The sequence below is a fragment of the Rugamonas apoptosis genome (genome assembly GCF_014042355.1).
Taxonomy (GTDB): Bacteria; Pseudomonadota; Gammaproteobacteria; order Burkholderiales; family Burkholderiaceae_D; genus Rugamonas; species Rugamonas apoptosis.
On sequence record NZ_JACEZU010000003.1, the window covers coordinates 245,950 to 269,329 of the forward strand.

Genomic DNA, 23,380 nt, shown 5'->3' on the forward strand with positions numbered 1-23,380 from the left:
GTTCTTCCACGAGTTCGTAAATAACCAGGGCAATCATGCCACCAAAGATGCCCATGGTGAACCAGGTGATCATAGTCATTCAGTCGACTTACGACGGCTGCCCCCTAGAGTTGGTACACTTAAACTGTAGCAGATCGTTACCGGTTTGCAAGCCCATCCCAACCATCCGTTTCTATTTTACGACCAGGTCGGACCCCATCACGGCCTTCAGGTAGACGCTGAGCGGCTCGTTCGGGTCGCGCTGCGACAACCACCATGCGCCGGCCTTGCGGATATCCCATTCCTGCACCTCGCCCGTCATCAACAGCGCGGCCGCCTGGCCCAGCGTGGGCTGGTGGCCGACGATCAGCACGGCTTCGCGGCTGGCCGGCCAGTTGGCCGCCTTCAGGATGTCTTCCGGATCGGCGCCCGGCGCCAGGTCGGCGTGGATCTTGTATTTGCGCCCCAGCGCCTCGGCCGTCTGCAGCGCGCGCACGGCGGGGCTGACCAGTACCCGGCAACTGTCGGGCAGTTGTGAATCCAGCCATTGGCCCATGCGGCGGGCCTGTTTCTGGCCTTTGGCCGTCAGGGCCCGTTCCAGGTCGGACAGGCCGGGGCCGGCTTCCTCCGCCTCGGCGTGACGCCACAATATCAGGTCCATGCTGTGCTCCCTTCGAACGAAACCGGCACCTGGCGGCGGGGCCGACGCCCGCCGCGCATATGCTTAGAAGTCATTTCAAAAAGCCCATGGCGTCGTTGTGGCGCCTTGCCGTGCAAGCGCACTGTCTTCGGCGCCACGCCTAGCCATGGTCATTTTGAAACAACTTCTCAATCACCCACTTCGCTGGCTGGCGTGCCCAGCGACTGCATCAGGAACTGTTGGGCGCCGAACGGGGCTTGCTTGCCACGCGCCTTGCGGCGGTGATATTGGCCGTCCGCTTCCAGGTCCCAGGCGTTGGTGTTGTCCTTCAAATAGGGGTTCAAGCCTTCCGCGATCACGCGCCGCTTGAGGGCCCGGTCCAGCACGGGGAAGGCCACTTCGATGCGGCGGAACAGATTGCGGCTCATCCAGTCCGCGCTGGCCAGCAGCACATCGTGCGCCAGGTCGTTGCGGAAGTAATAGATCCTGCTGTGTTCGAGGAAGCGGCCGATGATGGAGCGTACCTTGATATTCTCCGACAGGCCGGGCACGCCCGGCTTGAGGGTGCAGGCGCCGCGCACGATCAGGTCGATCTTGACCCCATCGTGGGAGGCGGCATACAGGGCCCGGATCACCGATTCGTCCACCAATGCGTTGATTTTAACAATAATCCGGCCCGGCCGTCCCGCGCGCGCGATGCGCGCTTCGTTGCGGATCGCCTTGATGATCTCATTTTGCAACGCGAACGGGGCCAGCCATAAATGGGTCAGCTTGTGGGGTTTGGTCAGGCTGGTCAGGTGGATGAAGATCTCGTTGACCTCCTGGCTCATTTGCGGGTGGCAGGTGAGCAGGCCGAAGTCCGTGTACAGCTTGGTGGTGGTGGGGTGGTAGTTGCCCGTGCCCAGGTGGGCGTAGTAGCGCAACTCGCCTTCCTCGCGCCGGATCACCAGCGCCACCTTGGCGTGGGTTTTGAGGCCCACCACGCCGTACACCACCTGGGCGCCGGCCTGTTCCAGCTTGTCGGCCCAGTTGATGTTGGCTTCCTCGTCGAAGCGCGCCTTGAGCTCCACGATCACCGTCACTTCCTTGCCTTCGCGCGCGGCCGTCAGCAGCGATTCCATCAAGTCCGAGTTCATGCCGGTGCGGTAGATGGTCTGCTTGATGGCCACCACGGCCGGGTCATGGGCGGCGCTGCGGATGAAGTCGATGACGGTCTGGAAGGTCTGGAACGGGTGGTGCAGCAGGATGTCGTGCTGGCGCAGTTCGGCGAAAATGTCGGTGCCGGGCGACTTGCGGCCCACGCCGGGGTAGAACGGCGGAAAGCGCAGGTTGGCGTGGTTGACGTGGTCGATCATTTCCGTCAGCCGCACCAGGTTGACGGGGCCGTTGACGGCGTACAGCCGGCTCTGGTGCAGGCCGAACTGGTCGAGCAGGAATTGCGACAGCTCGGGCGGGCAGTTCATGGCCACTTCCAGCCGTACCGAGGTGCCGAACTGGCGCCCCTGCAATTCGCCCTTGAGGGCCTGGCGCAGGTTCTTCACTTCATCCTCGTCCACCCACAGGTCGCTGTCGCGGGTCACGCGGAACTGGGAATAGGCGATCACTTCGCGCCCGGCGAACAGGTCCGAGATGTGGGCGTGGATGATGGACGAGAGCAGGCAGAACGACACGCCGCCGCTCTTGGACAGATGGTCGGGCAGCCGGATCACACGCGGCAGCACACGCGGCGCCTTGACGATGGCGATCGCCGTGCCGCGGCCGAACGCATCCTTGCCCGACAGCGAGACGATGAAATTGAGACTCTTGTTGACCACCTGGGGGAAGGGGTGGGCCGGGTCCAGTCCGATCGGGGTCAGCAAAGGCCGTACTTCGCGCTCGAAATACTCCTTCACCCAGGCCCGCTGGCCTTCGTTGCGCTCGTTGTGGCGCACCAGGTGCACGCCTTTGGCTTGCAATTGCGGCAATACTTCCTGGTTCAGGATTTCGTACTGGTGCGCCACCAGCGCGTGGCATTCCTGGCTGATGCGGCTCAGCGTGGCCGTCAGGGCAGGGTGTTCGGACAGCGGGCCGTCCACGCTGGCGGCCGCCAGCAGGCTGGCCACCCGCACTTCGAAGAACTCGTCCAGGTTGCTGCTGGCGATGCACAGGTAGCGCAAGCGCTCCAGCAACGGGATGCTGCGATCCTCGGCCTGGGCCAGCACCCGCCGGTTAAAGGCGAGCTGGGACAGTTCCCGATCAAGAAAAATGCTGGACGTACCAGCTTCCGCGCGCAAATCAGGCTTCATGGTTTTCTTGTTCACTTTGCAGATAATAGATTCTAGCCTGTCATTAGTATGTATGTAACACAGCGCGCCAGTGTAGATGTCAAATATGACAAGTCCATGACACGGGCTGTCATAATTGCCCCTCCAGGCCGTCCGATTGTGACAAGAAGGGGTAAGATGCTGGGCAAATCGCCCCCTCTCATACTGTATCCGCGCCGTTTCCACTGAATTACACCGATGTCATAAACCTGTCATATTTCGCCGGTAGACTGCGCAGCATTCCAACCCCTGTCATACTCTTGAAGGACTAGTTATGCGAATGAAACAGTTGTTGACCTCGATGGTCGCCGGCGCCGCCGCCGTGATGGCATTCTCGTCCGCCGCCTCGGCTGCCGACATGACCGGCGCGGGTTCGACCTTCATGTATCCGATCGCCGCCAAGTGGGCTGAATCGTACAAAAGCGCCAGCGGCAACGGCCTGAACTACCAGTCCGTCGGCTCCGGCGCCGGCATCAAGCAGATCAAAGCCAAGACCGTCGATTTCGGCGCCTCCGACATGCCGCTCAAGGCCGAGGAGCTGGACGCGGAAGGCTTGATGCAATTCCCCGCCATCATGGGCGGCGTGGTGACCGTGGTGAACATCGACGGCATCGCCCCTGGCCAGCTGAAACTGACCGGTCCCGTGGTGGCCGACATCTACCTGGGCAAGGTCAAGCAGTGGAATGACGCGGAAATCGCCGCCCTCAACCCTGGCGTGAAACTGCCGGCCGCCGAGATTACCGTGGTGCACCGCGCCGATGGTTCCGGCACCTCCTTCCTGTTCACCGACTTCCTGTCCAAGACCAGCGCCGAATTCAAGACCAAGATCGGTTCCGGCACCGCCGTCAAGTGGGTGACGGGCGTGGGGGGCAAGGGCAATGAAGGCGTGGCCGCCAACGTGCAGCGCATCAAGGGCTCGATCGGCTACGTGGAATGGGCTTACGCCAAGAAGAACAAGATGGCGCACACCCAGCTGAAGAACAAGGACGGCAATTTCCTGCAGCCGGACGACGACTTCTTCAAAGCCGCCGCCGCTTCGGCCGAATGGGCCAAGACCCCCGGCTTCGGCGTGGTGCTGACCGACCAGGCCGGCAAGAACTCGTGGCCGATCACGGGCGTGACTTTCATCCTGATGCACAAGCAACAGGCTGACGCCGCCAAGGGCAAGGAAGTGGTCAAGTTCTTCGACTGGGCCTTCAAGAACGGCGGCGCCGCCGCCACCGAGCTCGACTACGTGCCGCTGCCGGCCACCGTCGTCAAGCTGGTGCAGGACGCCTGGAAAGCCAACCTGAAGGACGCTTCGGGCAAGGCCATCTACTAAACGGATCGCCCCTGGTTCACCGCGCCTGAGAGAGCGGCGGGCCAGGGGGTTAGCCTGCATCGCTCGACCCGGGCGGCGCAGGCTAGCTGTCATCCCAGAGATAAAAAAAACCATATGAGCGCTGAACTTATTTCCCCGCCCGTCATCCAGCCGGAGCCCACCATGAGCGTCACCGTCCATCCCGCCCCAGCGGCCCAGCCTGTCGTCTCGACGGCGCGCGCGCAGGCCGCCGCCGAGGCGGAGCAGGCCGCCAGCCTGGCCGCCATGCACGCGACCATGCGCAAGCAGCGCATCCAGGACTTCATCTTCCACAAGCTGACGATGACGTTCGCGCTGTCCGTGCTGGCGGTGCTGATCGGTATCATCATCTCGCTGATGATAGGCGCCTGGCCCGCGTTCAAGGAATTCGGCCCGGCCTTCATCACCACCGTCGAATGGGACCCCGTCAACGACAAGTTCGGCGCCCTGATCGCCATCGTCGGCACCCTGGCCACTTCCGGCATCGCGCTGCTGATCGCGTTTCCCGTCAGCTTCGGCATCGCCCTGTTCCTGACCGAGATCTGCCCACCCTGGCTGCGCCGCCCGATGGGCACGGCCGTGGAATTGCTGGCCGGCGTGCCGTCCATCATCTACGGCATGTGGGGCTTGTTCGTGTTCGCGCCGCTGTTCGCCGACTACGTGCAGCCGCTGCTGAAAAACACCATCGGCCACTTGCCGCTGATCGGGCAGTTCTTCAGCGGCCCCACCATGGGTATCGGCATCCTGACGGCCGGCCTGATCCTGGCCGTGATGATCATCCCCTTCATTTCCTCCGTGATGCGCGACGTGTTCGAGATCGTGCCGGCCGTGCTGAAGGAATCGGCCTACGGCCTGGGCTGCACCCGGTGGGAAGTGGTGCGCAAGATCGTGCTGCCTTACACCAAGACCGGCGTGGTGGGCGGCGTCATGCTGGGCCTGGGCCGCGCGCTGGGCGAAACCATGGCCGTCACCTTCGTGATCGGCAATGCCAACGAATTGTCGCTGTCGCTGTTCTCGGCCGGCAACAGCATCGCCTCCACGCTGGCCAATGAATTCGCGGAAGCGGAATCGAAGCTGCATGTATCGTCGCTGTACGCGCTGGCCTTGATCCTGTTTGCCATCACCTTTATCGTCCTGTCGGCCGCCAAGATCATGTTGGCCGGAATGTCTCGCAAGGAAGGCGTGAAATAATGACCCAAGCAATCAACCCCGTCTACCGCAAGCGCCTGTTCGTGCACCGGGTCGGCATCGCGCTGTCGGTGGCCGCCATGTCGCTGGGCCTGGCGTTCCTGGTCTGGATCCTGGCCACCTTGCTGTTCAAGGGCTTCGGCGCGCTGAGCATGGTCATGTTCACCCAGAACACGCCGGCGCCCGGCAGCGAAGGTGGCGGCTTGCTGAACGCCATCGTGGGCAGCCTGATGCTGGTCGGCCTGTCGACCCTGATCAGCACCCCGGTCGGCATCCTGGCCGGCATCTACCTGGCCGAATATGGCGACGAGAACAAGGTGGCGCATGTGACGCGCTTCGTGACGGACATCATGCTGTCGGCGCCGTCGATCGTGATCGGCCTGTTCGTGTACGCCATGTACGTGGCCAGCGTGAAGCACTTTTCCGGCTACGCGGGTACCATCGCGCTGGCCCTGATCGCCGTGCCGGTGGTGGTGCGCACCACTGACAACATGCTGCGCCTGGTGCCCAACAGCCTGCTGGAAGCGGCGTTCGCGCTGGGCGCGCCGCGCTGGAAGGTGGCCTTGCTGGTGCGCCTGCGCGCCGTCAAGGCCGGTGTGGTGACGGGCGTGCTGCTGGCGCTGGCCCGCATTTCCGGCGAAACGGCGCCGCTGCTGTTCACGGCCCTGAACAACCAGTTCTTCAGCGCCGACATGAACCGGCCGCTGGCCAACCTGCCGGTGGTGATCTACCAGTTCGCCATGAGCCCGTACGACAACTGGCGCAGCCTGGCCTGGGGCGGGGCGCTGCTGGTGACTTTCAGCGTCCTGGCCCTGAATATCCTGTCGCGCACGGTGTTCCACCAGCGCACTCCGAATTGAACGACGCATCGCATCCACGAGCATAACTATGAATACGCAACTGATCCAGGAACCCGCCGCCGCCATGACGTCCAAGCGCAAGACCATCGAGATTTCCGGCCTCAATTTCTTCTACGGCAAAACGCAGAGCCTGACCAACGTCAACCTCGACATTCATGAACGCCAGGTGACGGCCTTCATCGGCCCGTCCGGCTGCGGCAAGTCGACCCTGCTGCGCACGCTCAACCGCATGTACGACCTGTACCCGGGCCAGCGCGCGGAAGGTTCCATCATTTATCGCGGCAAGAATATCCTGGAGCCGGACCAGGACGTCAACATGCTGCGCGCCAAGGTCGGCATGGTGTTCCAGAAACCAACCCCGTTCCCCATGTCGGTGTACGATAATATTGCCTTCGGCGTGCGCCTGTATGAAGACCTGTCCAAGGGCGAGATGGACGAGCGCGTGGAATGGGCGCTGAAAAAGGCGGCCCTGTGGACCGAAGTGAAGGATAAGCTGAACAAGAGCGGCTTGTCGCTGTCGGGCGGCCAGCAGCAGCGTTTGTGCATCGCGCGCGGCGTGGCCGTGCGGCCGGACGTGCTGCTGCTGGATGAACCGACCTCGGCGCTGGACCCGATCTCGACTTCCAAGGTGGAAGAGCTGATCTCGGAACTGAAGCAGGATTACACCATCGCCATCGTCACCCACAACATGCAGCAGGCGGCCCGCTGCTCCGACTACACGGCCTATATGTACTTGGGCGAACTGGTCGAATTCGGCGAGACGGACCAGATCTTCATGAACCCGGCCCGCAAGGAAACCCAGGATTACATCACGGGCCGCTTCGGCTAACCTTATAATATCAACAACATTGTTACGAAGAGAGACCAGCATGTTAGGCGAGCATTCCTCCAAGCAGTACGACCAAGAACTCGAAGCCATCCGCTCCAAGGTGTTGCTGATGGGCGGCATCGTCGAGACCCAGTTCCTCGACGCCATGACCTGCTTCCGCATCGGTAACCCCGAGCGCGCCGACCGCGTGATCCGCGAGGACGACACCGTCAACCAGCTGGAAGTGTCGCTGGACGACGCCTGCAGCCACCTGATCGTGCGCCGCCAGCCGGCCGCCAACGATCTGCGCACCATCATGGCCACCATCAAGGTGATCACCGACCTGGAACGGATCGGCGACGAAGCCACCAAGATCGCCCGCACGGCCAAGTCCCTGCATGCGCGCGGCGCCGTCACCGTCAACCATTACGAGATGGTGCGTGGCATCGCCAACAACACCAGCGACATGCTGCACGACGCGCTCGACGCCTTCGCCCGCAACGATGGCAAGCAAGCCTTGCAGCTGATCGCCCAGGATGCCGTGATCGACCATGAATTCCGCTCCATCATGCGCAACCTGATCACCTTCATGATGGAAGACCCGCGCACCATCTCGGCCGCGCTCGATACGCTGTGGGTGGCCAAGGCCATTGAACGCATCGGCGACCATGCCAAGAACATTGCCGAGTACGTGATCTACGTGGTCGAAGGGCGCGACATCCGCCACAGCAAGACCGTTCCATTGGCCGACGACAGCGCCGAGTAACCGGTAACACTGAGACACATGGCAACCGACAAAACCACCATACTGATCGTTGAAGATGAACCGGCCATCGTCGAGCTGGTGACGTTCTCGCTGCGCGAAGCGGGCTGGAACTGCTGCGCCGTGCCCACCGTGGGCGAAGCGTGGGACTTCATCCAGCACCGCACGCCCCAGCTGATCCTGCTGGACTGGATGCTGCCCGACCAGACCGGCCTGCGCCTGCTGGCGCGCATCCGCGCCGACCGCCAGTTCAATGAAATCCCCGTCATCATGTTGACGGCCAAGAGCATGGAAGAGGACAAGCTGGCTGGCTTGAACAGCGGCGCCGACGACTACATCACCAAGCCGTTCTCGCCGCGCGAACTGCTGGCCCGCGCCAAGGCCCTGCTGCGCCGCAAGAGCCCGGAGCATGCCCAGGCCACCATGCGGGCCGCTAATGTGCTGCTGGACCCGGTCAGCTGCACCGTCATGCTGGACCAGCAGAAGATCGACATCGGCCACGCCGAATACAAGCTGCTCAAGTTCCTGCTGGCCCATCCCGAGCGCGTGTTCTCGCGCAGCCAGTTGCTCGACAAGGTGTGGGGCGACCATGTGGTGATCGAGGAACGCACGGTGGATGTGCACGTGCTGCGCCTGCGCAAGGCATTGAAAGAGGCCGAGCATTTGATCCGCACCGTGCGCAGCGTCGGCTACATGCTGTCAGAAAAATAAATCATGAATCCAAAACTGTTGTTCTGGGTGCCCGCCGCGTTGCGCATGGGCTTGATCCTGGCGGGCCTGGGCGTGTTGTGGTTCCTGTTCGGCGCCATGCCGGCGCTGGCCGTGGCCACGTTGGCCATGTCCGTGCTGGTGTTCATCCAGCTCGGTTATCTGTACCAGCTGAGCGGCTGGCTGGAAGATCCGCAAAGCGCCAAACTGCCCGATGGCTGGGGCGCCTGGACCGACATCTTCTCCCGCCTGTACAAGCTGCGCCGCGACGATGAGAAGAACCAGGCCGAGCTGACCGAATGGCTGGCCCGCTTCCGCCAGGCCATGCATTTGCTGCCGGACGGCGTGGTGATCATGGACGACGTGCTGTTTCTCGAATGGTGCAACCCGGCCGCCGAGCAGCACCTGGGCCTGACCCACGAGCGCGACAAGGGCATGCGCGTGACCAACCTGGTGCGCAATCCCGATTTCATGGACTACATCATCCTGGGCCGCTACGACCAGCCGCTCACGCTGAGCTTCCGCGAGCGCAAGCTGATCGTTCACATCATCCCGTTCGAGAACCGGCGCCAGATCCTCGTCACGCACGACGCCACGGAGACGGAACGGATCGAGGAAATGCGGCGCGACTTCATCGCCAACGCCTCGCACGAACTGCGTACGCCGCTGACGGTGATCGTGGGCTTCCTGGAAATCGCCGCCTCGGAAGACCTGGACGCGGCCACCCGCGGCGCCCACCTGAAGCTGATGACGGAGCAGGGCCACCGCATGCAGAACCTGATCGAGGACATGCTGACCTTGTCGCGGCTGGAGTCGGTGGATTATCCGATGCGGCCGGAACGGGTCGACATCGTCAAGCTGATGGGCCAGGTGCAGCGCGACGCGCGCGCGCTGTCGGCCGGCAAGCACGAGATCACGATGGACGTGTCGGGTCCGGACGTGATGGGCAGCATGGAAGAGCTGCACTCGGCGTTCGGCAACCTGGCCTCGAATGCCGTGCGCTACACGCCGGCCGGTGGCAGGATCCACTTGTCGTGGCAGGAAGGGCCGGCCGGCATCAAGTTCAAGGTGGAGGACACGGGCATCGGCATCAGTCCCGAGCACATCTCGCGCCTGACCGAGCGCTTCTACCGGGTCGACAAGAGCCGTTCGCGCGAAACCCAGGGTACGGGCCTGGGCCTGGCCATCGTCAAGCACGTGCTGCTGCGCCACGGCGGCACGCTGCAGATCAAATCCGAAGCGGGCAAGGGCAGCAGCTTCATCGTCTGCCTGCCCAAGACCGCCATCGCCTCCAAACAGCCGGAACTCCTGCTGGGCTGATCTCGTCCAGTTCCTAAAATAGATCAAAAGGCCCCCCAGCCCAGCGCTGCGGGGCCTTTTGCTTTTCTTGATGCACATTGTGGCGCCTGGCGGTGCCGGAAACGTAGACTGGCCCCCGTCGCGCTTGCATGGCGCTTTGCTGTTGACATCACTATATAAAATAATATAATGTGTACTTGTAGAGTGATGTGACAACCCGATCCGTACAACCCAATCCGTATCTATATTTTCAAAGGAATAGCGATGAGCACCCCATTGACCGGTTTTCGCGAACTGACCCAGGCCGTTTCCACCCAACTGGCCACGCTGCGCGCGGACATGCCGGAGGTGATGAAAGGCTTTAGCGACATGGCCCGCGCCGCCACCAAGGATGGCGCGCTGGATAAGAAGGCCAAGGAATTGATCGCGCTGGCGCTGGGCGTGGCCGTGCGCTGCGATGCCTGTATCGGTTTTCACGTCCAGGCCCTGGTTCAGCTGGGCGTGACCAAGGCCGAGCTGGAGGAGGCGCTGGCCATGGCCGTCTACATGGGCGGCGGCCCGTCGCTGATGTATTCGGCCAATGCGATGGCGGCCTTTGCCGAGTTCTCCGCGGCGAAGTAAGCGTTCTGCCCGCAGGGTGGGGCGTCTTAAGGTGGTTCTCAGGGGCAAGGCCGGCAATTGGTATACAATCTGCGGCGCCGACTTTTCCCCACCATCACCACCACATGCACCCTAGACGCCTCTTTACTTTCGCACTCGCCGCGTTCGCGCTGGCCGCCTGCAGCACCACGCCCCACGTCGATACGTCCCCGGCGGCAACGCCCCTGGCGGCACCACAACCACCGCGCAAGATCAAGATCGGCCTGGCGCTGGGCGGCGGCGCGGCGCGCGGTTTTGCCCATATCGGCGTGATCAAGGCACTCGAAGCGCAGGGCATCTATCCCGATATCGTGGTCGGCACCAGCGCCGGCAGCGTGGTCGGCGCCATGTACGCGGCCGGCAACACGGGTTTCCAGCTGCAAAAGATGGCGTTTGATATGGACGAGGCCGCCATTTCGGACTGGGCCTTGCCCCTGTTCGGCAAGAGTTCCGGCGTGCTCAAGGGGGAGGCCCTGCAAGCCTATGTGAACAAGGCCGTTAACAACCAGCCCATGGAAAAGCTCAAGATTCCGTTTGGCGCCGTGGCGTCCGACCTGAAGACGGGCCAGCCTATCTTGTTCCAGCGTGGTAATACGGGTATGGCCGTGCGGGCATCGTCGTCCGTGCCGGGCGTGTTCCAGCCGGTGGCCATCAACGGCCACACCTATGTGGACGGCGGCCTGGTGGCGCCGGTGCCGGTGCGTTTCGCGCGCGACATGGGGGCTGACTTCATCATCGCCGTCAATATTTCCACCCAGGCTGACGCGCAAGCGACCGTCAGTTCGCTGGAAGTGATCATGCAAACCTTCAGCATCATGGGCCAGCGCATCAACCAGTTCGAACTGAAGGATGCCGACATCGTGATCCAGCCCGCGCTGGGCAAGATGGGCAGCAGCGATTTCAACAGCCGCAACCAGGCCATCCTGGCCGGCGAGCAGGCGGCGGCCGCTTTAATGCCGCAAATCAAGCAAAAACTTGAAGCCAAGCGCAGACCATAACGGCGTACAATCGTCGTTCAATTTTTTAGGGAAGTAACATGCAAACCAAACCATTCCTGACTCTTGCGGACGTCAAGAAGATCGCCGCCGCGGCGGAAGCGGAAGCCGTGGCCAATAAATGGGCGGTCGTGATCGCTATCGTGGACGACGGCGGCCACCCGCTGTGGCTGCAGCGCATGGATGGCGCCGCGCCCCTGTCGGCCCACATCGCCCCGGCCAAGGCCAAGACGGCCGCCCTGGGCCGCCGCGAGTCGCGCATCTATGAAGAAATGATCAACAACGGCCGCGTCTCGTTCCTGAGCGCGCCGGAAGTGGAAGGCTTGCTGGAAGGCGGCGTACCGATCGTCGTCGACGGCCACTATGTGGGCGCCGTGGGCGTGTCGGGCGTGAAATCGGCGGAAGACGCGCAGATCGCCAAGGCCGGCATCGCCGCGCTGAACTAAGTCGTGACGAGGGCCGCCGCTGCGGCTTTCTCGGCAAAAATCAGGGACAGCCCACGCACAAAGTCGTGGCCTGTCCCCGATTTTTATGGAAGTTGCCCGGTTTGCAATGCGGCTCAGACCAGTGCGCAGGGCTGCGTTCGTTGCTGCCAGCATCTTGTCAAACGGCAGGCTTTTGGTTATAATTCAAAGGTTTAGCCAATCTCACATCTACCGTAGCGACTACCACCCATCCATCATCGATCTGACCTCGACCCGGGCCTCGGCCGGGGATGCTCGACGGTCGTCTGACGTGGCGCAGCTACGGTAACTTTATCAGGAGTTGCCCTTGCCGCCATTTTTTTCTGGCCCCGCTGTTCCAGCCATCCTCGCCCTCGCTGACGGAACCATCTTCAAAGGTTTTTCCATCGGCGCCGCCGGTCACACGACTGGTGAGGTGGTCTTCAATACCTCGATGACCGGTTATCAGGAAATCCTGACCGATCCCAGCTACTGCCGCCAGATCGTCACCCTGACGTATCCGCATATCGGCAATACCGGCGTCAATGCCGAAGACGTCGAGTCGACCAAAGTCCACGCCGCTGGCCTGATCATCCGTGATCTGCCGCTGCTGGCCTCGAATTTCCGTTCCACCCAGTCGCTGTCGGACTACCTGAAGGCCGAGAACGTCGTGGCCATCGCCGGTATCGATACCCGCAAGCTGACCCGTATCCTGCGCGAAAAGGGCGCCCAGGCCGGCGCCATCCTGGTCGGCACCCAGGGCAATGAGCCATCCGTGGCACAGGCGCTGGAACTGGCCCGTTCCTTCCCCGGCCTGGCCGGCATGGACCTGGCCAAAGTGGTGTCGACCACGGCCGCCTACGAATTCACGGAAACGGAATGGACGCTGGGCGAAGGCTACGGCCAGCAGAGCGCGCCTAAATTCCATGTGGTGGCATTCGACTTCGGCGTCAAGCGCAACATCCTGCGCATGCTGGCCGCACGCGGCTGCAAGGTGACGGTGCTGCCGGCCCAGTCCTCGGCCGCCGACGCGCTGGCCCTGAACCCGGACGGCGTGTTCCTGTCGAACGGCCCCGGCGACCCGGAGCCATGCGATTACGCCATCGCCGCCACCCGTGAACTGATCGAGAAGGGCATTCCCGTGTTCGGTATCTGCCTGGGCCACCAGATCATGGCCCTGGCCTCCGGCGCCAAGACGCTGAAGATGAAATTCGGCCACCACGGCGCCAACCACCCGGTGCAGGACCTGGACAGCAAACAAGTGCTGATCACGTCGCAGAACCACGGCTTCGCGGTCGACGCCGACACGCTGCCGGCCAACTGCCGCGTGACCCACCGCTCGCTGTTCGATGGTTCGCTGCAGGGCTTCGCCCGCACCGACAAGCCGGCTTTCTGCTTCCAGGGCCACCCTGAAGCATCGCCCGGCCCGACTGACGTCGCTTACCTGTTTGACCGCTTCATCGGCATGATGGAAGCTACGGAGAAAAAATAAATGCCTAAACGTTCTGACATTAAAAGTATTCTGATTATCGGCGCTGGCCCCATCATCATCGGCCAGGCCTGCGAGTTCGATTATTCCGGCGCCCAGGCCTGCAAGGCCCTGCGCGAGGAAGGCTACAAAGTCATTCTGGTCAACAGCAACCCGGCCACCATCATGACCGACCCCGAGATGGCCGACGTGACCTACGTCGAGCCCATCACGTGGCAAGTGGTCGAGCGCATCATCGCCAAGGAACGTCCGGACGCGATCTTGCCGACCATGGGCGGCCAGACGGCGCTCAACTGCGCGCTGGACCTGTTCCACAACGGCGTGCTGGACAAGTACAAGGTCGAGCTGATCGGCGCCACCCCGGAAGCCATCGACAAGGCCGAAGACCGCTCCAAGTTCAAGGATGCGATGACCAAGATCGGCCTCGGTTCGGCCAAGTCGGGCGTGTCGCACACGATGGAAGAATCGTGGGCCGTGCAGCGCGAGCTGGGCTTCCCCGTCATCATCCGTCCTTCGTTCACCATGGGCGGCACGGGCGGCGGTATCGCCTACAACGAGGAAGAATTCGAAACCATCTGCAAGCGCGGCCTGGAAGCGTCGCCCACCTCGGAACTGCTGATCGAAGAATCGCTGATCGGCTGGAAAGAGTACGAGATGGAAGTGGTGCGCGACAAGGCGGACAACTGCATCATCATCTGCTCGATCGAAAACCTGGACCCGATGGGCGTGCACACCGGTGACTCGATCACCGTGGCGCCGGCGCAGACGCTGACCGACAAGGAATACCAGATCATGCGCAACGCCTCGCTGGCCGTGCTGCGCGAGATCGGCGTCGATACGGGCGGCTCCAACGTGCAGTTCTCGATCAACCCGGCCGATGGCCGCATGATCGTGATCGAAATGAATCCGCGCGTGTCGCGTTCGTCCGCGCTGGCCTCGAAGGCGACCGGTTTCCCGATCGCCAAAGTGGCGGCCAAGCTGGCCGTGGGCTTCACGCTCGACGAACTGCGCAACGAGATCACGGGCGGCGCCACTCCGGCGTCGTTCGAACCGTCGATCGACTATGTCGTGACCAAGATCCCGCGCTTCACGTTCGAGAAATTCCCGACCGCCGACCACCACCTGACCACCCAGATGAAATCCGTCGGTGAAGTGATGGCCATCGGCCGCACCTTCCAGGAATCGTTCCAGAAAGCCTTGCGCGGCCTGGAAGTGGGCGTGGATGGCCTGAACGAGAAGACCAAGGACCGCGAGAAGATCGAAGAGGAACTGGGCGAGCCAGGTCCGGAACGTATCTGGTACGTGGGCGACGCGTTCGCCCAGGGCTTCACGCTGGAAGAAGTGCACCAGCTGACCCATATCGATCCATGGTTCCTGGTGCAGATCAAGGAGATCGTGGACCTGGAGCTGTGGCTCGACACCCAGAAGCTGGAAGCGCTGGACAAGACCACGCTGTACAAGCTGAAACAGAAGGGTTTCTCGGATCGCCGCCTGGCCTTCCTGCTGCAGACCACGCAAGCCGCCGTGCGCGCCAAGCGCCACGAACTGGCCATCCGTCCGGTCTACAAGCGGGTCGACACCTGCGCCGCCGAGTTCGCCACCAACACGGCGTACATGTACTCGACCTACGACGAGGAATGCGAGTCGCAGCCGACCGACAAGAAGAAGATCATGGTGCTGGGCGGTGGTCCTAACCGCATCGGCCAGGGTATCGAATTCGACTACTGCTGCGTGCACGCCGCGCTGGCCATGCGCGAAGACGGCTACGAGACCATCATGGTCAACTGCAATCCGGAGACCGTGTCGACCGACTACGACACCTCCGACCGCCTGTACTTCGAATCGCTGACGCTGGAAGACGTGCTGGAAATCGTGGAACTGGAAAAACCGGTGGGCGTGATCGTCCAGTACGGCGGCCAGACCCCATTGAAACTGGCGCTGGACCTGGAAGCGAACGGCGTGCCTATCGTCGGCACCTCGCCCGACATGATCGACGCCGCCGAAGACCGCGAGCGCTTCCAGCAGCTGCTGCACAAGCTGCAACTGCGCCAGCCGCCTAACCGCACCGCGCGCACCGAGGAAGACGCGCTGCGCCTGGCGCAGGAAATCGGCTACCCGCTGGTGGTGCGCCCATCGTACGTGCTGGGCGGCCGCGCGATGGAAATCGTGCACGAACAGCGCGACCTGGAACGCTACATGCGCGAAGCGGTCAAGGTATCGCACGATTCGCCCGTGCTGCTGGACCGCTTCCTGAACGACGCCATCGAGTGCGACGTGGACTGCATCTCGGACGGCGAAACCACCTTCATCGGTGGCGTGATGGAGCACATCGAGCAGGCTGGCGTGCACTCGGGCGACTCGGCCTGCTCGCTGCCACCGTACTCGCTGGCGCAAGCCACGATCGATGAACTGAAACGCCAGACCTCGCTGATGGCCAAGGGCCTGAACGTGGTGGGCCTGATGAACGTGCAGTTCGCGATCCAGAAGCAGGAAATCGACGGTGAGCTGCAGGACGTGGTCTACGTGCTGGAAGTGAACCCGCGTGCTTCGCGCACCGTGCCTTACGTGTCCAAGGCGACCGGCCTGCAACTGGCCAAGATCGCGGCGCGCTGCATGGTGGGCCAGAGCCTGGCCTCGCAGGGCGTGACCAAGGAAGTGGTGCCGCCTTACTTCAGCGTCAAGGAAGCCGTGTTCCCGTTCGTGAAGTTCCCTGGCGTGGACACCATCCTCGGCCCGGAAATGAAATCGACCGGCGAAGTGATGGGCGTGGGCATGACCTTCGGCGAAGCGTTCGTCAAGTCGCAGCTGGGCGCGGGCGTCAAGCTGCCCAAGTCGGGCCGCGTGTTCCTGAGCGTGAAAGCGTCGGACAAGCCACGCGCCGTGAAAGTGGCGCGCGACCTGGTGGACATGGGCTTCACGCTGGTGGCCACCAAGGGCACGGCCGCCGTGATCGCCGCCGCCGGCATCCCGGTCACTCCCGTCAACAAGAAGACGGAAGGCCGTCCGCACGTGGTCGACATGATCAAGAACCATGAGATCGTGTTGGTCATCAACACGGTGGAAGAGAAGCGCAGCGCCATCGCCGACTCGCGGGCCATCCGCACCTCGTCGCTGGCGTCGCGGGTGACCACCTACACCACCATCGCCGGCGCGGAAGCGGCCGTCGAGGGCATCCGTCACCTGGACGAGTTGCGCGTGTACGATTTACAAGGTCTGCATAAAACCTTACACTAAGCTTCTTGGCACCACCCTTGAACCACAGAGCCCGCGTCGCAGGATGGCGCGGCCTCTGTGGTTTTCCGTTGTAATAACACGTAAATAGCAGATTAAACATGACTTCAGTCCCACTCACCAAGTTCGGCGCGGAACTCTTGAAAGAAGAGTTGCATCAGTTGAAGACCAAGGAGCGCCGCATCGTGATCGACGCCATCGCCGAGGCCCGCTCCCATGGCGACCTGTCGGAAAACGCCGAGTACGATGCCGCCAAGGAGCGCCAGGCGTTCGTGGAAGGCCGTATCGCCGAACTGGAAGGCAAGCTGAGCGCCGCCCAGATCATCGACCCGACCCAGCTCGACGCCGAAGGCCGCGTGGTGTTCGCCTCGACCGTGGACCTGGAAGACCTGGATTCTGGCGCCAAAGTGACCTACCAGATCGTGGGCCTCGATGAAGCGGACCTGAAGCTGAGCAAAGTGTCCGTCACTTCGCCCATCGCCCGTGCGCTGATCGGCAAGTCGGCCGGCGACGTGGTGGAGGTGCAGGCGCCGTCCGGCCCGCGCGAATACGAAATCCTGGAAGTACGCTACATCTGATGCTGGCCCGCGCGCGCCTGCTGGTCGCGACCGCCTGGGCTGGCAGCCTGTGGACGGTGGGCTATCTGGCCGCGCCCACCTTGTTCGGCACGCTGAGCGACCGGGTGCTGGCCGGCACCATCGCGGCCAGTCTGTTCCATGCGGAAGCGCTGTTATCGATCGCGTGCGCGGCGTTGCTATTGCTGCTGTTGTGGCTCGATAAAACGGGCTTGCTCGGCGCGCGCCGTACCACGCTGTTGCTGGCGCTGGTCATGCTGGCCTGCACGCTGGTGTCGCATTTCGGCTTGCAGCCGGAAATGGCGGCCTTGCGGGCGGCGGCGGGGCCGGGCGGGGTGATGGAATCGGCCGCCAAGGGCCGGTTTGGCATGCTGCACGGGGTCTCGAGCAGCATTTACCTGTTCCAGAGCCTGCTGGCGGCCTGGCTGGTCGTCAAACAATAAAAATGGGGACGTGGCACAAATTTGTGCCACGTCCCCAAATGATTCCAGGCAGATCGTCGGTTTATTTGCCCAGCGCGCTCTTCTTGGCCGAGCTCTGACGCGGTTTGGCGCGCTTGATGGAGCCGCCTTCGGTCACGCGCTCGTTGCCTTTGATCATGACCTTGGTCACGGATGGACGCTTGGTGCCGCTGGCGCTGGGCTTGACGATGGTTACCTCACGCAGGCCCTTGCCGGTTTTGGCACTGCGTTCCTTCACCACCTCTTTTTTCGGACGGTACAGAACCAGCAGTTTACCGATGTGTTGTACGGGAGCTGCATCCAATTGCTCGCAGATCGTGTCGTACATGGCGACGCGGGCTTCGCGGTCATCGCCGAACACACGGACTTTGATCAGTCCGTGGGAGTCGAGTCCCAGTTCGACTTCTTTCATGACGGCCGGGGTCAGTCCCGCCTCGCCGATCATGACGACTGGCTTCAAGCCATGGGCTTCGGCGCGCAGGGCGCTGCGCTCAACGGGTGTAAGTTTAATCATAATAATTTTTAGTGGTTCCTCAAAAGCAGTATTCTACGCGAATGGCAAAGAAAAAATTAAACAAGAACTGGTTGCACGACCACATTAACGATCCCTACGTGAAATTGGCGCAGAAGGAGGGCTATCGGGCCCGCGCCGCGTTCAAGCTCAAGGAGATCGACGAGGATGAAAAGCTGATCAAGCCGGGCCAGGTCATCGTCGACCTCGGTTGCACGCCGGGCAGCTGGGCCCAGTACACGCGGCGCAAGCTGTCGGGCAAGGAGGGCGGCGGCGTGAACGGCACCCTGATCGGACTGGACATGCTGCCCATGGAGCCGATCGCCGACTTCCACTTCATCCAGGGCGATTTCCGCACCGGGCGCGTGCTGCGCGAGCTGGAGGGCGTGCTGGCCGGGCGCAAGGCCGACCTGGTGCTGTCGGACATGGCGCCCAACCTGTCGGGCATCGCCACGGCCGACGCGGCCCGCATGGAGCACTTGATCGACCTGGCCATCGAATTCTCGCAATTGCATTTGAAACCGACCGGTTCCTTGCTGGTGAAGTGTTTCAAGGACATGGGTTTCAGCCAGATCGTGGAGAAATTCCGGGCTGAATTCAAAGTCGTGATCCAGAAAAAACCCAAGGCCAGCCGCGATAAATCGTCTGAAATATTTCTGCTGGGTAAGGGTTTGAAAAATCCCACCACCGGCAGCATGGCGATCGACGATGAAATGGATGATTTCCCTCTTGATATTTAAGGGCAGGGCCGCACTTTACTGTGGATAGAAACGGTTTGTGCCCGCAACCGGGGTGGGAAATCGTCAAAATCCGGGACTTTCCTGCGCCCGTGGTGGCTTATGGGCCGCGCGGATGGGATGGTTTCTGGCACCGCCTGCTTATTGCGAGTAAAATCGGGTTTCTAGCTATTGGTAAAAGATGCGCCCCGCATCCAAGGAGTTTTCGTGAATAACATGTTTTCCAAATCGGCCATTTGGGTAGTCGTTGCGCTGCTCTTATTCATGCTGTTCAAGCAATTCGACAACCATGGCATGACCGGTGGCAGCAAGGCCATCGCCTATTCCGACTTGTTGGATGAAGTAAAAGCGAAACGCATCAAGGAAGTGCTGATCGAGGGCGGCACCATCACGGCCACCCGCGTCGATGACAGCAAGGTGCGCACCAGCGCCACCTTCCTGGACCGGGGCTTGATCGGCGACCTGCGCGACAACGGCGTGCGCTTCGACGTGAAGCCGCCCGAGGAGCCTGGTTTCCTGCAGCAAATGTTCGTCTCCTGGTTCCCCATGGTGCTGCTGATCGGCGTGTGGATTTTCTTCATGCGCCAGATGCAAGGCGGCGGCAAGGGGGGCGCGTTCTCCTTCGGCAAGTCGAAGGCGCGCATGATGGATGAAACCAACAACACCGTCACCTTCGCCGACGTGGCCGGCTGCGACGAGGCGAAAGAGGAAGTCAACGAGATCGTCGATTTCCTGAAAGACCCCACCAAATTCCAGAAACTGGGTGGCCGTATTCCCCGTGGCGTGCTGATGGTCGGTCCTCCCGGCACCGGTAAGACGCTGCTGGCGCGCGCCATCGCCGGCGAAGCCAAAGTGCCGTTCTTCTCGATTTCCGGTTCCGACTTCGTGGAAATGTTCGTCGGCGTGGGCGCGTCCCGCGTGCGCGACATGTTCGAAAACGCCAAGAAACATTCGCCTTGCATCATCTTCATCGACGAGATCGACGCCGTGGGCCGTCACCGTGGCGCCGGCATGGGCGGCGGTAACGACGAGCGCGAACAGACGCTGAACCAGTTGCTGGTGGAAATGGACGGCTTTGAAGCGAGCTCCGGCGTGATCGTGGTGGCCGCCACCAACCGCGCCGACGTGCTCGACAAGGCGCTGCTGCGCCCGGGCCGTTTCGACCGCCAGGTGTCCGTGGGCTTGCCCGACATCCGCGGCCGTGAGCAGATCCTCAATGTGCACATGCGCAAAGTGCCGATCGGCACCGACGTCAAGGCCGACATCCTGGCCCGCGGCACGCCTGGCTTCTCCGGCGCCGACCTGGCCAACCTGGTCAACGAGGCGGCCCTGTTCGCGGCCCGCCGCAGCAAGCGCCTGGTGGACATGATCGATTTCGAGGACGCCAAGGACAAGATCTTCATGGGTCCGGAACGCAAGTCCATGATCATCCGCGAGGAAGAGCGCCGCAACACGGCTTACCACGAGTCCGGCCACGCCGTCGTGGCCAAGCTGCTGCCCAAGGCCGACCCCGTGCACAAGGTCACCATCATGCCGCGCGGCTGGGCCCTGGGCCTGACCTGGCAGTTGCCTGAACACGACAACCTGTCCGGCTACAAGGACAAGATGCTGGAGGAAATCTCGATCCTGTTCGGCGGCCGTATCGCCGAGGAGATCTTCGTCGGCCAGATGTCGACCGGCGCCTCCAACGACTTCGCCCGCGCCACCAAGCTGGCCCGTTCCATGGTGACCCGCTTCGGTATGTCCGACAGCATGGGCGTGATGGTGTACGAGGATAGCCAGAACGATGGCTTCTTCGGCGGCGCCTCCAAGACCATTTCCGAAGCCACCCAGCAAAAAGTGGACGCGGAAATCCGCAGCATCCTCGACACCCAGTATTCGCTGGCCCGCAAGCTGCTGGAGGAGCACCGCGAGCAGGTGGAAATGATGACCAAGGCCCTGATGGAGTGGGAAACCATCGACGCTGACCAGATCAACGACATCATGGCGGGCCAGGAACCCCGTCCGCCGAAAGCGGGCGTGACCATCCGCAAGCATCCCAGCGATGGCGGCCCCGGCGTGACCCCCAGCGTGACCGCGCCGGCCTGATCTTTCCAGGCCGATGACCAGTAAAGGGTGAGGAGCGATCCTCGCCCTTTTTCATTCTGCGCCCCGGCGCCCAACAACATACGTTTCAATGCGACAACAACTTCAGTTCGGCCGTTTCAATTTTCCGCTGGCGGGCCAGGGCTATCGCCCGCGCGTGATGGGCATTCTCAACGTCACCCCCGATTCCTTCTCCGATGGCGGCCATTACCAGTCGCTGGAATTCGCCGTGTCGCACGCCGAGCAGTTGATCGGGCAGGGCGTGGACATCATCGACGTGGGCGGCGAATCGAGCCGCCCCGGCGCGCCGGCGCTGCCGCTGGAGCAGGAGTTGCAACGCGTGATGCCGGTGCTGTATGCGCTGCGCGACAGCGGTCCGGCCATCTCGGTGGACACCTACAAGCCGCAGGTAATGCGCGAAGCCATCATCGCTGGCGTCGACATGATCAACGACATCAACGGCTTCCGGGCCCCGGGTGCCATTGAAGCCGTGCGCGACAGTGACTGTGCGCTGTGTATCATGCACATGCAGAGCACGCCCGATACGATGCAGTTGCAGCCCGACTATGGCGACGTGGTGGCTGAAGTGACGGCGTTCCTGCGCGAGCGGGTGGCGGCGCTGACGGCGGCCGGCATCGACCCGCGCCGCCTGTGCATCGATCCGGGTTTTGGTTTTGGCAAGACGGTCGCGCATAATTACGCTTTGCTCAAGGCCACCGGCCAGTTGATTGAACAGCTGGGGCTGCCGCTGCTGGCGGGGCTGTCGCGCAAGTCCATGATCGGGGCCGTGACGGGCAAGCCCGTTGAGCAGCGCCTGGCCGGCAGCCTGGCGGGCGCGCTCGCTGCGGTAGCGCAGGGTGCGCTGATCGTGCGGGTGCATGATGTGGCGGAGACCGTCGATGCCCTCAAGGTGTGGCAGGCGGCACAATAAACGAATTTTCTATCAGGAAGAGAACAAAATGGCACGCAAATATTTTGGTACCGATGGTGTACGTGGACTGGTGGGCGTGGCGCCCATCACGCCGGACTTTGTCATGCGCCTGGGCTACGCGGCCGGCAAGGTGCTGGCCAAGGCCCGCTCGGGCGGCAACAAGCCGACCGTGTTGATCGGCAAGGACACGCGCATTTCCGGCTACATGCTGGAAGCGGCGCTGGAGGCGGGCTTCTCGGCCGCCGGCGTGGATGTGATGCTGGCCGGCCCCATGCCGACCCCCGCCATCGCCTATTTGACGCGGGCGCTGCGCTTGCAGGCCGGCGTCGTCATTTCCGCCTCGCACAACCCGTTCCAGGATAATGGCATCAAGTTCTTCTCCGACCAGGGCACCAAGCTGCCGGACGCGGTGGAACTGGAAATCGAAGCGGCGCTGGACTTGCCGATGGATTGCGTGCCGTCCGAAAAGCTGGGCCGCGCCAAGCGCCTGGACGACGCCCAGGGCCGCTACGTCGAATTTTGCAAGAGCACCTTCCCCAATGAGCTGGACTTGCGCGCGCTGAAGATCGTGGTCGATTGCGCCCATGGCGCCGCCTACAACATCGCGCCCCACGTGTTCCATGAGCTGGGCGCGGAAGTGATCGCCATTGGCAACAAGCCCGATGGTTTCAACATCAACGCCGGCCACGGCGCCACGGCGCCGGACGCCATGTCGGCCGCCGTGCGGGCCCATGGCGCCGACCTCGGCATCGCGCTCGATGGCGACGCCGACCGCCTCATCATGTGCGACGCCACGGGCCGCCTGTACAACGGCGACGAGCTGCTGTACGTGATGGTGATGGATCGCCTGGCCACCGGCCCCGTGCCGGGTGCGGTGGGCACCTTGATGACCAATATGGCGCTGGAAGTGGCGTTCAAGGAAAAGAACATCGGCTTCGCGCGTGCCAAGGTGGGCGACCGTTACGTGCTGGAAGTGATGCAGGAAAAAGGCTGGATCCTGGGCGGCGAAGGCTCGGGCCACTTGCTGTGCCTGGACAAGCACACCACGGGCGACGGCATCATTTCGTCGCTGCAAGTGCTGTCGGCGCTGGTGCGCAGTGGCAAGTCGCTGGAGCAGTGCGCGCAGGAGCTGGTGCTGTTCCCGCAAACGCTGGTCAACGTGCGCGTGGCGCCTGGCTTCGACTGGACCCGCAACGCGGCCATGGTGCATGAAAAGGAACTGGTGGAACGCGAACTGGGCGACAGCGGGCGCGTGCTGATCCGCGCTTCGGGCACGGAACCGCTGATACGCGTGATGGTGGAAGCGCGCAGCGCGACCGACGCGGCCGCCATGGCGCAACGCATCGCCGACAAGGTCGACAGCCAGCTGGCGGCCTGAGGCAAGGGAGGGCGCGGC

The 23,380-nt window shown here is 62.6% G+C and carries 21 protein-coding genes; 18 read left to right on the forward strand and 3 right to left on the reverse strand.

The window, feature by feature from the left end; genetic code table 11:
• Positions 1–172: 172 nt before the first annotated feature.
• Positions 173–640: a phosphohistidine phosphatase SixA gene (sixA, locus tag H3H39_RS07670; RefSeq protein WP_182152777.1), complete on the reverse strand. Its 468-nt coding sequence runs from the start codon at positions 638–640 to the stop codon at positions 173–175.
• Positions 641–807: 167 nt separating this feature from the next.
• Positions 808–2,904: a polyphosphate kinase 1 gene (gene ppk1, locus H3H39_RS07675; RefSeq protein ID WP_182152778.1), complete on the reverse strand. Its 2,097-nt coding sequence runs from the start codon at positions 2,902–2,904 to the stop codon at positions 808–810.
• Between the two features lie 292 nt (positions 2,905–3,196).
• Between ppk1 and pstS the strand changes: the two genes are divergently transcribed.
• From pstS to H3H39_RS07745, 14 genes are all read left to right on the forward strand, one after another.
• A complete protein-coding gene (gene pstS, locus H3H39_RS07680; protein ID WP_182152779.1) occupies positions 3,197–4,243 on the forward strand; it encodes a phosphate ABC transporter substrate-binding protein PstS in 1,047 nt (348 codons plus the stop codon).
• Positions 4,244–4,507: 264 nt separating this feature from the next.
• Positions 4,508–5,452 carry a phosphate ABC transporter permease subunit PstC gene (gene pstC, locus H3H39_RS07685; protein WP_182153077.1) on the forward strand — a complete coding sequence of 315 codons (945 nt, stop codon included), beginning with the start codon at positions 4,508–4,510 and terminating at the stop codon, positions 5,450–5,452.
• A complete protein-coding gene (gene pstA, locus H3H39_RS07690) occupies positions 5,452–6,309 on the forward strand; it encodes a phosphate ABC transporter permease PstA (protein ID WP_182152780.1) in 858 nt (285 codons plus the stop codon). Before pstC ends, pstA begins: the two co-directional genes overlap by 1 nt.
• 28 nt (positions 6,310–6,337) lie before the next feature.
• Positions 6,338–7,138 (forward strand): phosphate ABC transporter ATP-binding protein PstB, encoded by an 801-nt coding sequence (gene pstB / locus H3H39_RS07695; RefSeq protein ID WP_182152781.1) that lies wholly within the window; start codon positions 6,338–6,340, stop codon positions 7,136–7,138.
• A 40-nt stretch (positions 7,139–7,178) separates the two neighbouring features.
• Complete coding sequence (gene phoU, locus H3H39_RS07700) at positions 7,179–7,883, forward strand: phosphate signaling complex protein PhoU (protein ID WP_182152782.1); 705 nt, start codon at positions 7,179–7,181, stop codon at positions 7,881–7,883.
• A gap of 18 nt (positions 7,884–7,901) precedes the next feature.
• A complete protein-coding gene (locus tag H3H39_RS07705; RefSeq protein ID WP_182152783.1) occupies positions 7,902–8,591 on the forward strand; it encodes a response regulator in 690 nt (229 codons plus the stop codon).
• Between the two features lie 3 nt (positions 8,592–8,594).
• The gene (phoR, locus tag H3H39_RS07710) at positions 8,595–9,908 is read left to right on the forward strand and encodes a phosphate regulon sensor histidine kinase PhoR (RefSeq protein ID WP_182152784.1); all 1,314 of its coding nucleotides are present in this window, start codon (positions 8,595–8,597) and stop codon (positions 9,906–9,908) included.
• 243 nt (positions 9,909–10,151) lie between these two features.
• A complete protein-coding gene (locus tag H3H39_RS07715; RefSeq protein WP_182152785.1) occupies positions 10,152–10,508 on the forward strand; it encodes a carboxymuconolactone decarboxylase family protein in 357 nt (118 codons plus the stop codon).
• Between the two features lie 104 nt (positions 10,509–10,612).
• Positions 10,613–11,524 carry a patatin-like phospholipase family protein gene (locus H3H39_RS07720; protein WP_182152786.1) on the forward strand — a complete coding sequence of 304 codons (912 nt, stop codon included), beginning with the start codon at positions 10,613–10,615 and terminating at the stop codon, positions 11,522–11,524.
• Positions 11,525–11,562: 38 nt separating this feature from the next.
• Entirely contained in the window at positions 11,563–11,967 is a 405-nt protein-coding gene (locus tag H3H39_RS07725; protein ID WP_182152787.1) for a GlcG/HbpS family heme-binding protein, read from the forward strand.
• 325 nt (positions 11,968–12,292) lie between these two features.
• Positions 12,293–13,456, forward strand: coding sequence for a glutamine-hydrolyzing carbamoyl-phosphate synthase small subunit (gene carA / locus H3H39_RS07730; protein WP_182152788.1), 1,164 nt, complete (start codon positions 12,293–12,295; stop codon positions 13,454–13,456).
• Entirely contained in the window at positions 13,457–16,687 is a 3,231-nt protein-coding gene (gene carB, locus H3H39_RS07735) for a carbamoyl-phosphate synthase large subunit (RefSeq protein ID WP_182152789.1), read from the forward strand.
• A 98-nt stretch (positions 16,688–16,785) separates the two neighbouring features.
• A complete protein-coding gene (gene greA / locus H3H39_RS07740) occupies positions 16,786–17,262 on the forward strand; it encodes a transcription elongation factor GreA (protein ID WP_182152790.1) in 477 nt (158 codons plus the stop codon).
• Complete coding sequence (locus tag H3H39_RS07745; RefSeq protein ID WP_229217947.1) at positions 17,259–17,702, forward strand: DUF4149 domain-containing protein; 444 nt, start codon at positions 17,259–17,261, stop codon at positions 17,700–17,702. The genes greA and H3H39_RS07745 overlap by 4 nt, the downstream gene beginning before the upstream one ends.
• Before the next feature lie 61 nt (positions 17,703–17,763).
• On the opposite strand, the gene H3H39_RS07750 is transcribed toward H3H39_RS07745, so the two are convergent.
• Positions 17,764–18,234, reverse strand: a complete 471-nt coding sequence (locus tag H3H39_RS07750) for a YhbY family RNA-binding protein (protein WP_182152792.1) — start codon at positions 18,232–18,234, stop codon at positions 17,764–17,766.
• A 41-nt stretch (positions 18,235–18,275) separates the two neighbouring features.
• On the opposite strand from H3H39_RS07750, the gene H3H39_RS07755 reads away from it, so the two are divergent.
• The 4 genes from H3H39_RS07755 to glmM all read left to right on the forward strand — a co-directional run bounded on the left by H3H39_RS07755 (position 18,276) and on the right by glmM (position 23,362).
• Positions 18,276–18,971, forward strand: coding sequence for an RlmE family RNA methyltransferase (locus H3H39_RS07755; protein ID WP_182152793.1), 696 nt, complete (start codon positions 18,276–18,278; stop codon positions 18,969–18,971).
• Between the two features lie 204 nt (positions 18,972–19,175).
• Entirely contained in the window at positions 19,176–21,056 is a 1,881-nt protein-coding gene (ftsH, locus tag H3H39_RS07760; RefSeq protein WP_182152794.1) for an ATP-dependent zinc metalloprotease FtsH, read from the forward strand.
• A gap of 88 nt (positions 21,057–21,144) precedes the next feature.
• Positions 21,145–21,984 carry a dihydropteroate synthase gene (gene folP, locus H3H39_RS07765; protein ID WP_182152795.1) on the forward strand — a complete coding sequence of 280 codons (840 nt, stop codon included), beginning with the start codon at positions 21,145–21,147 and terminating at the stop codon, positions 21,982–21,984.
• A gap of 28 nt (positions 21,985–22,012) precedes the next feature.
• Positions 22,013–23,362 carry a phosphoglucosamine mutase gene (gene glmM, locus H3H39_RS07770; RefSeq protein ID WP_182152796.1) on the forward strand — a complete coding sequence of 450 codons (1,350 nt, stop codon included), beginning with the start codon at positions 22,013–22,015 and terminating at the stop codon, positions 23,360–23,362.
• The last annotated feature ends 18 nt before the right edge of the window (positions 23,363–23,380 follow it).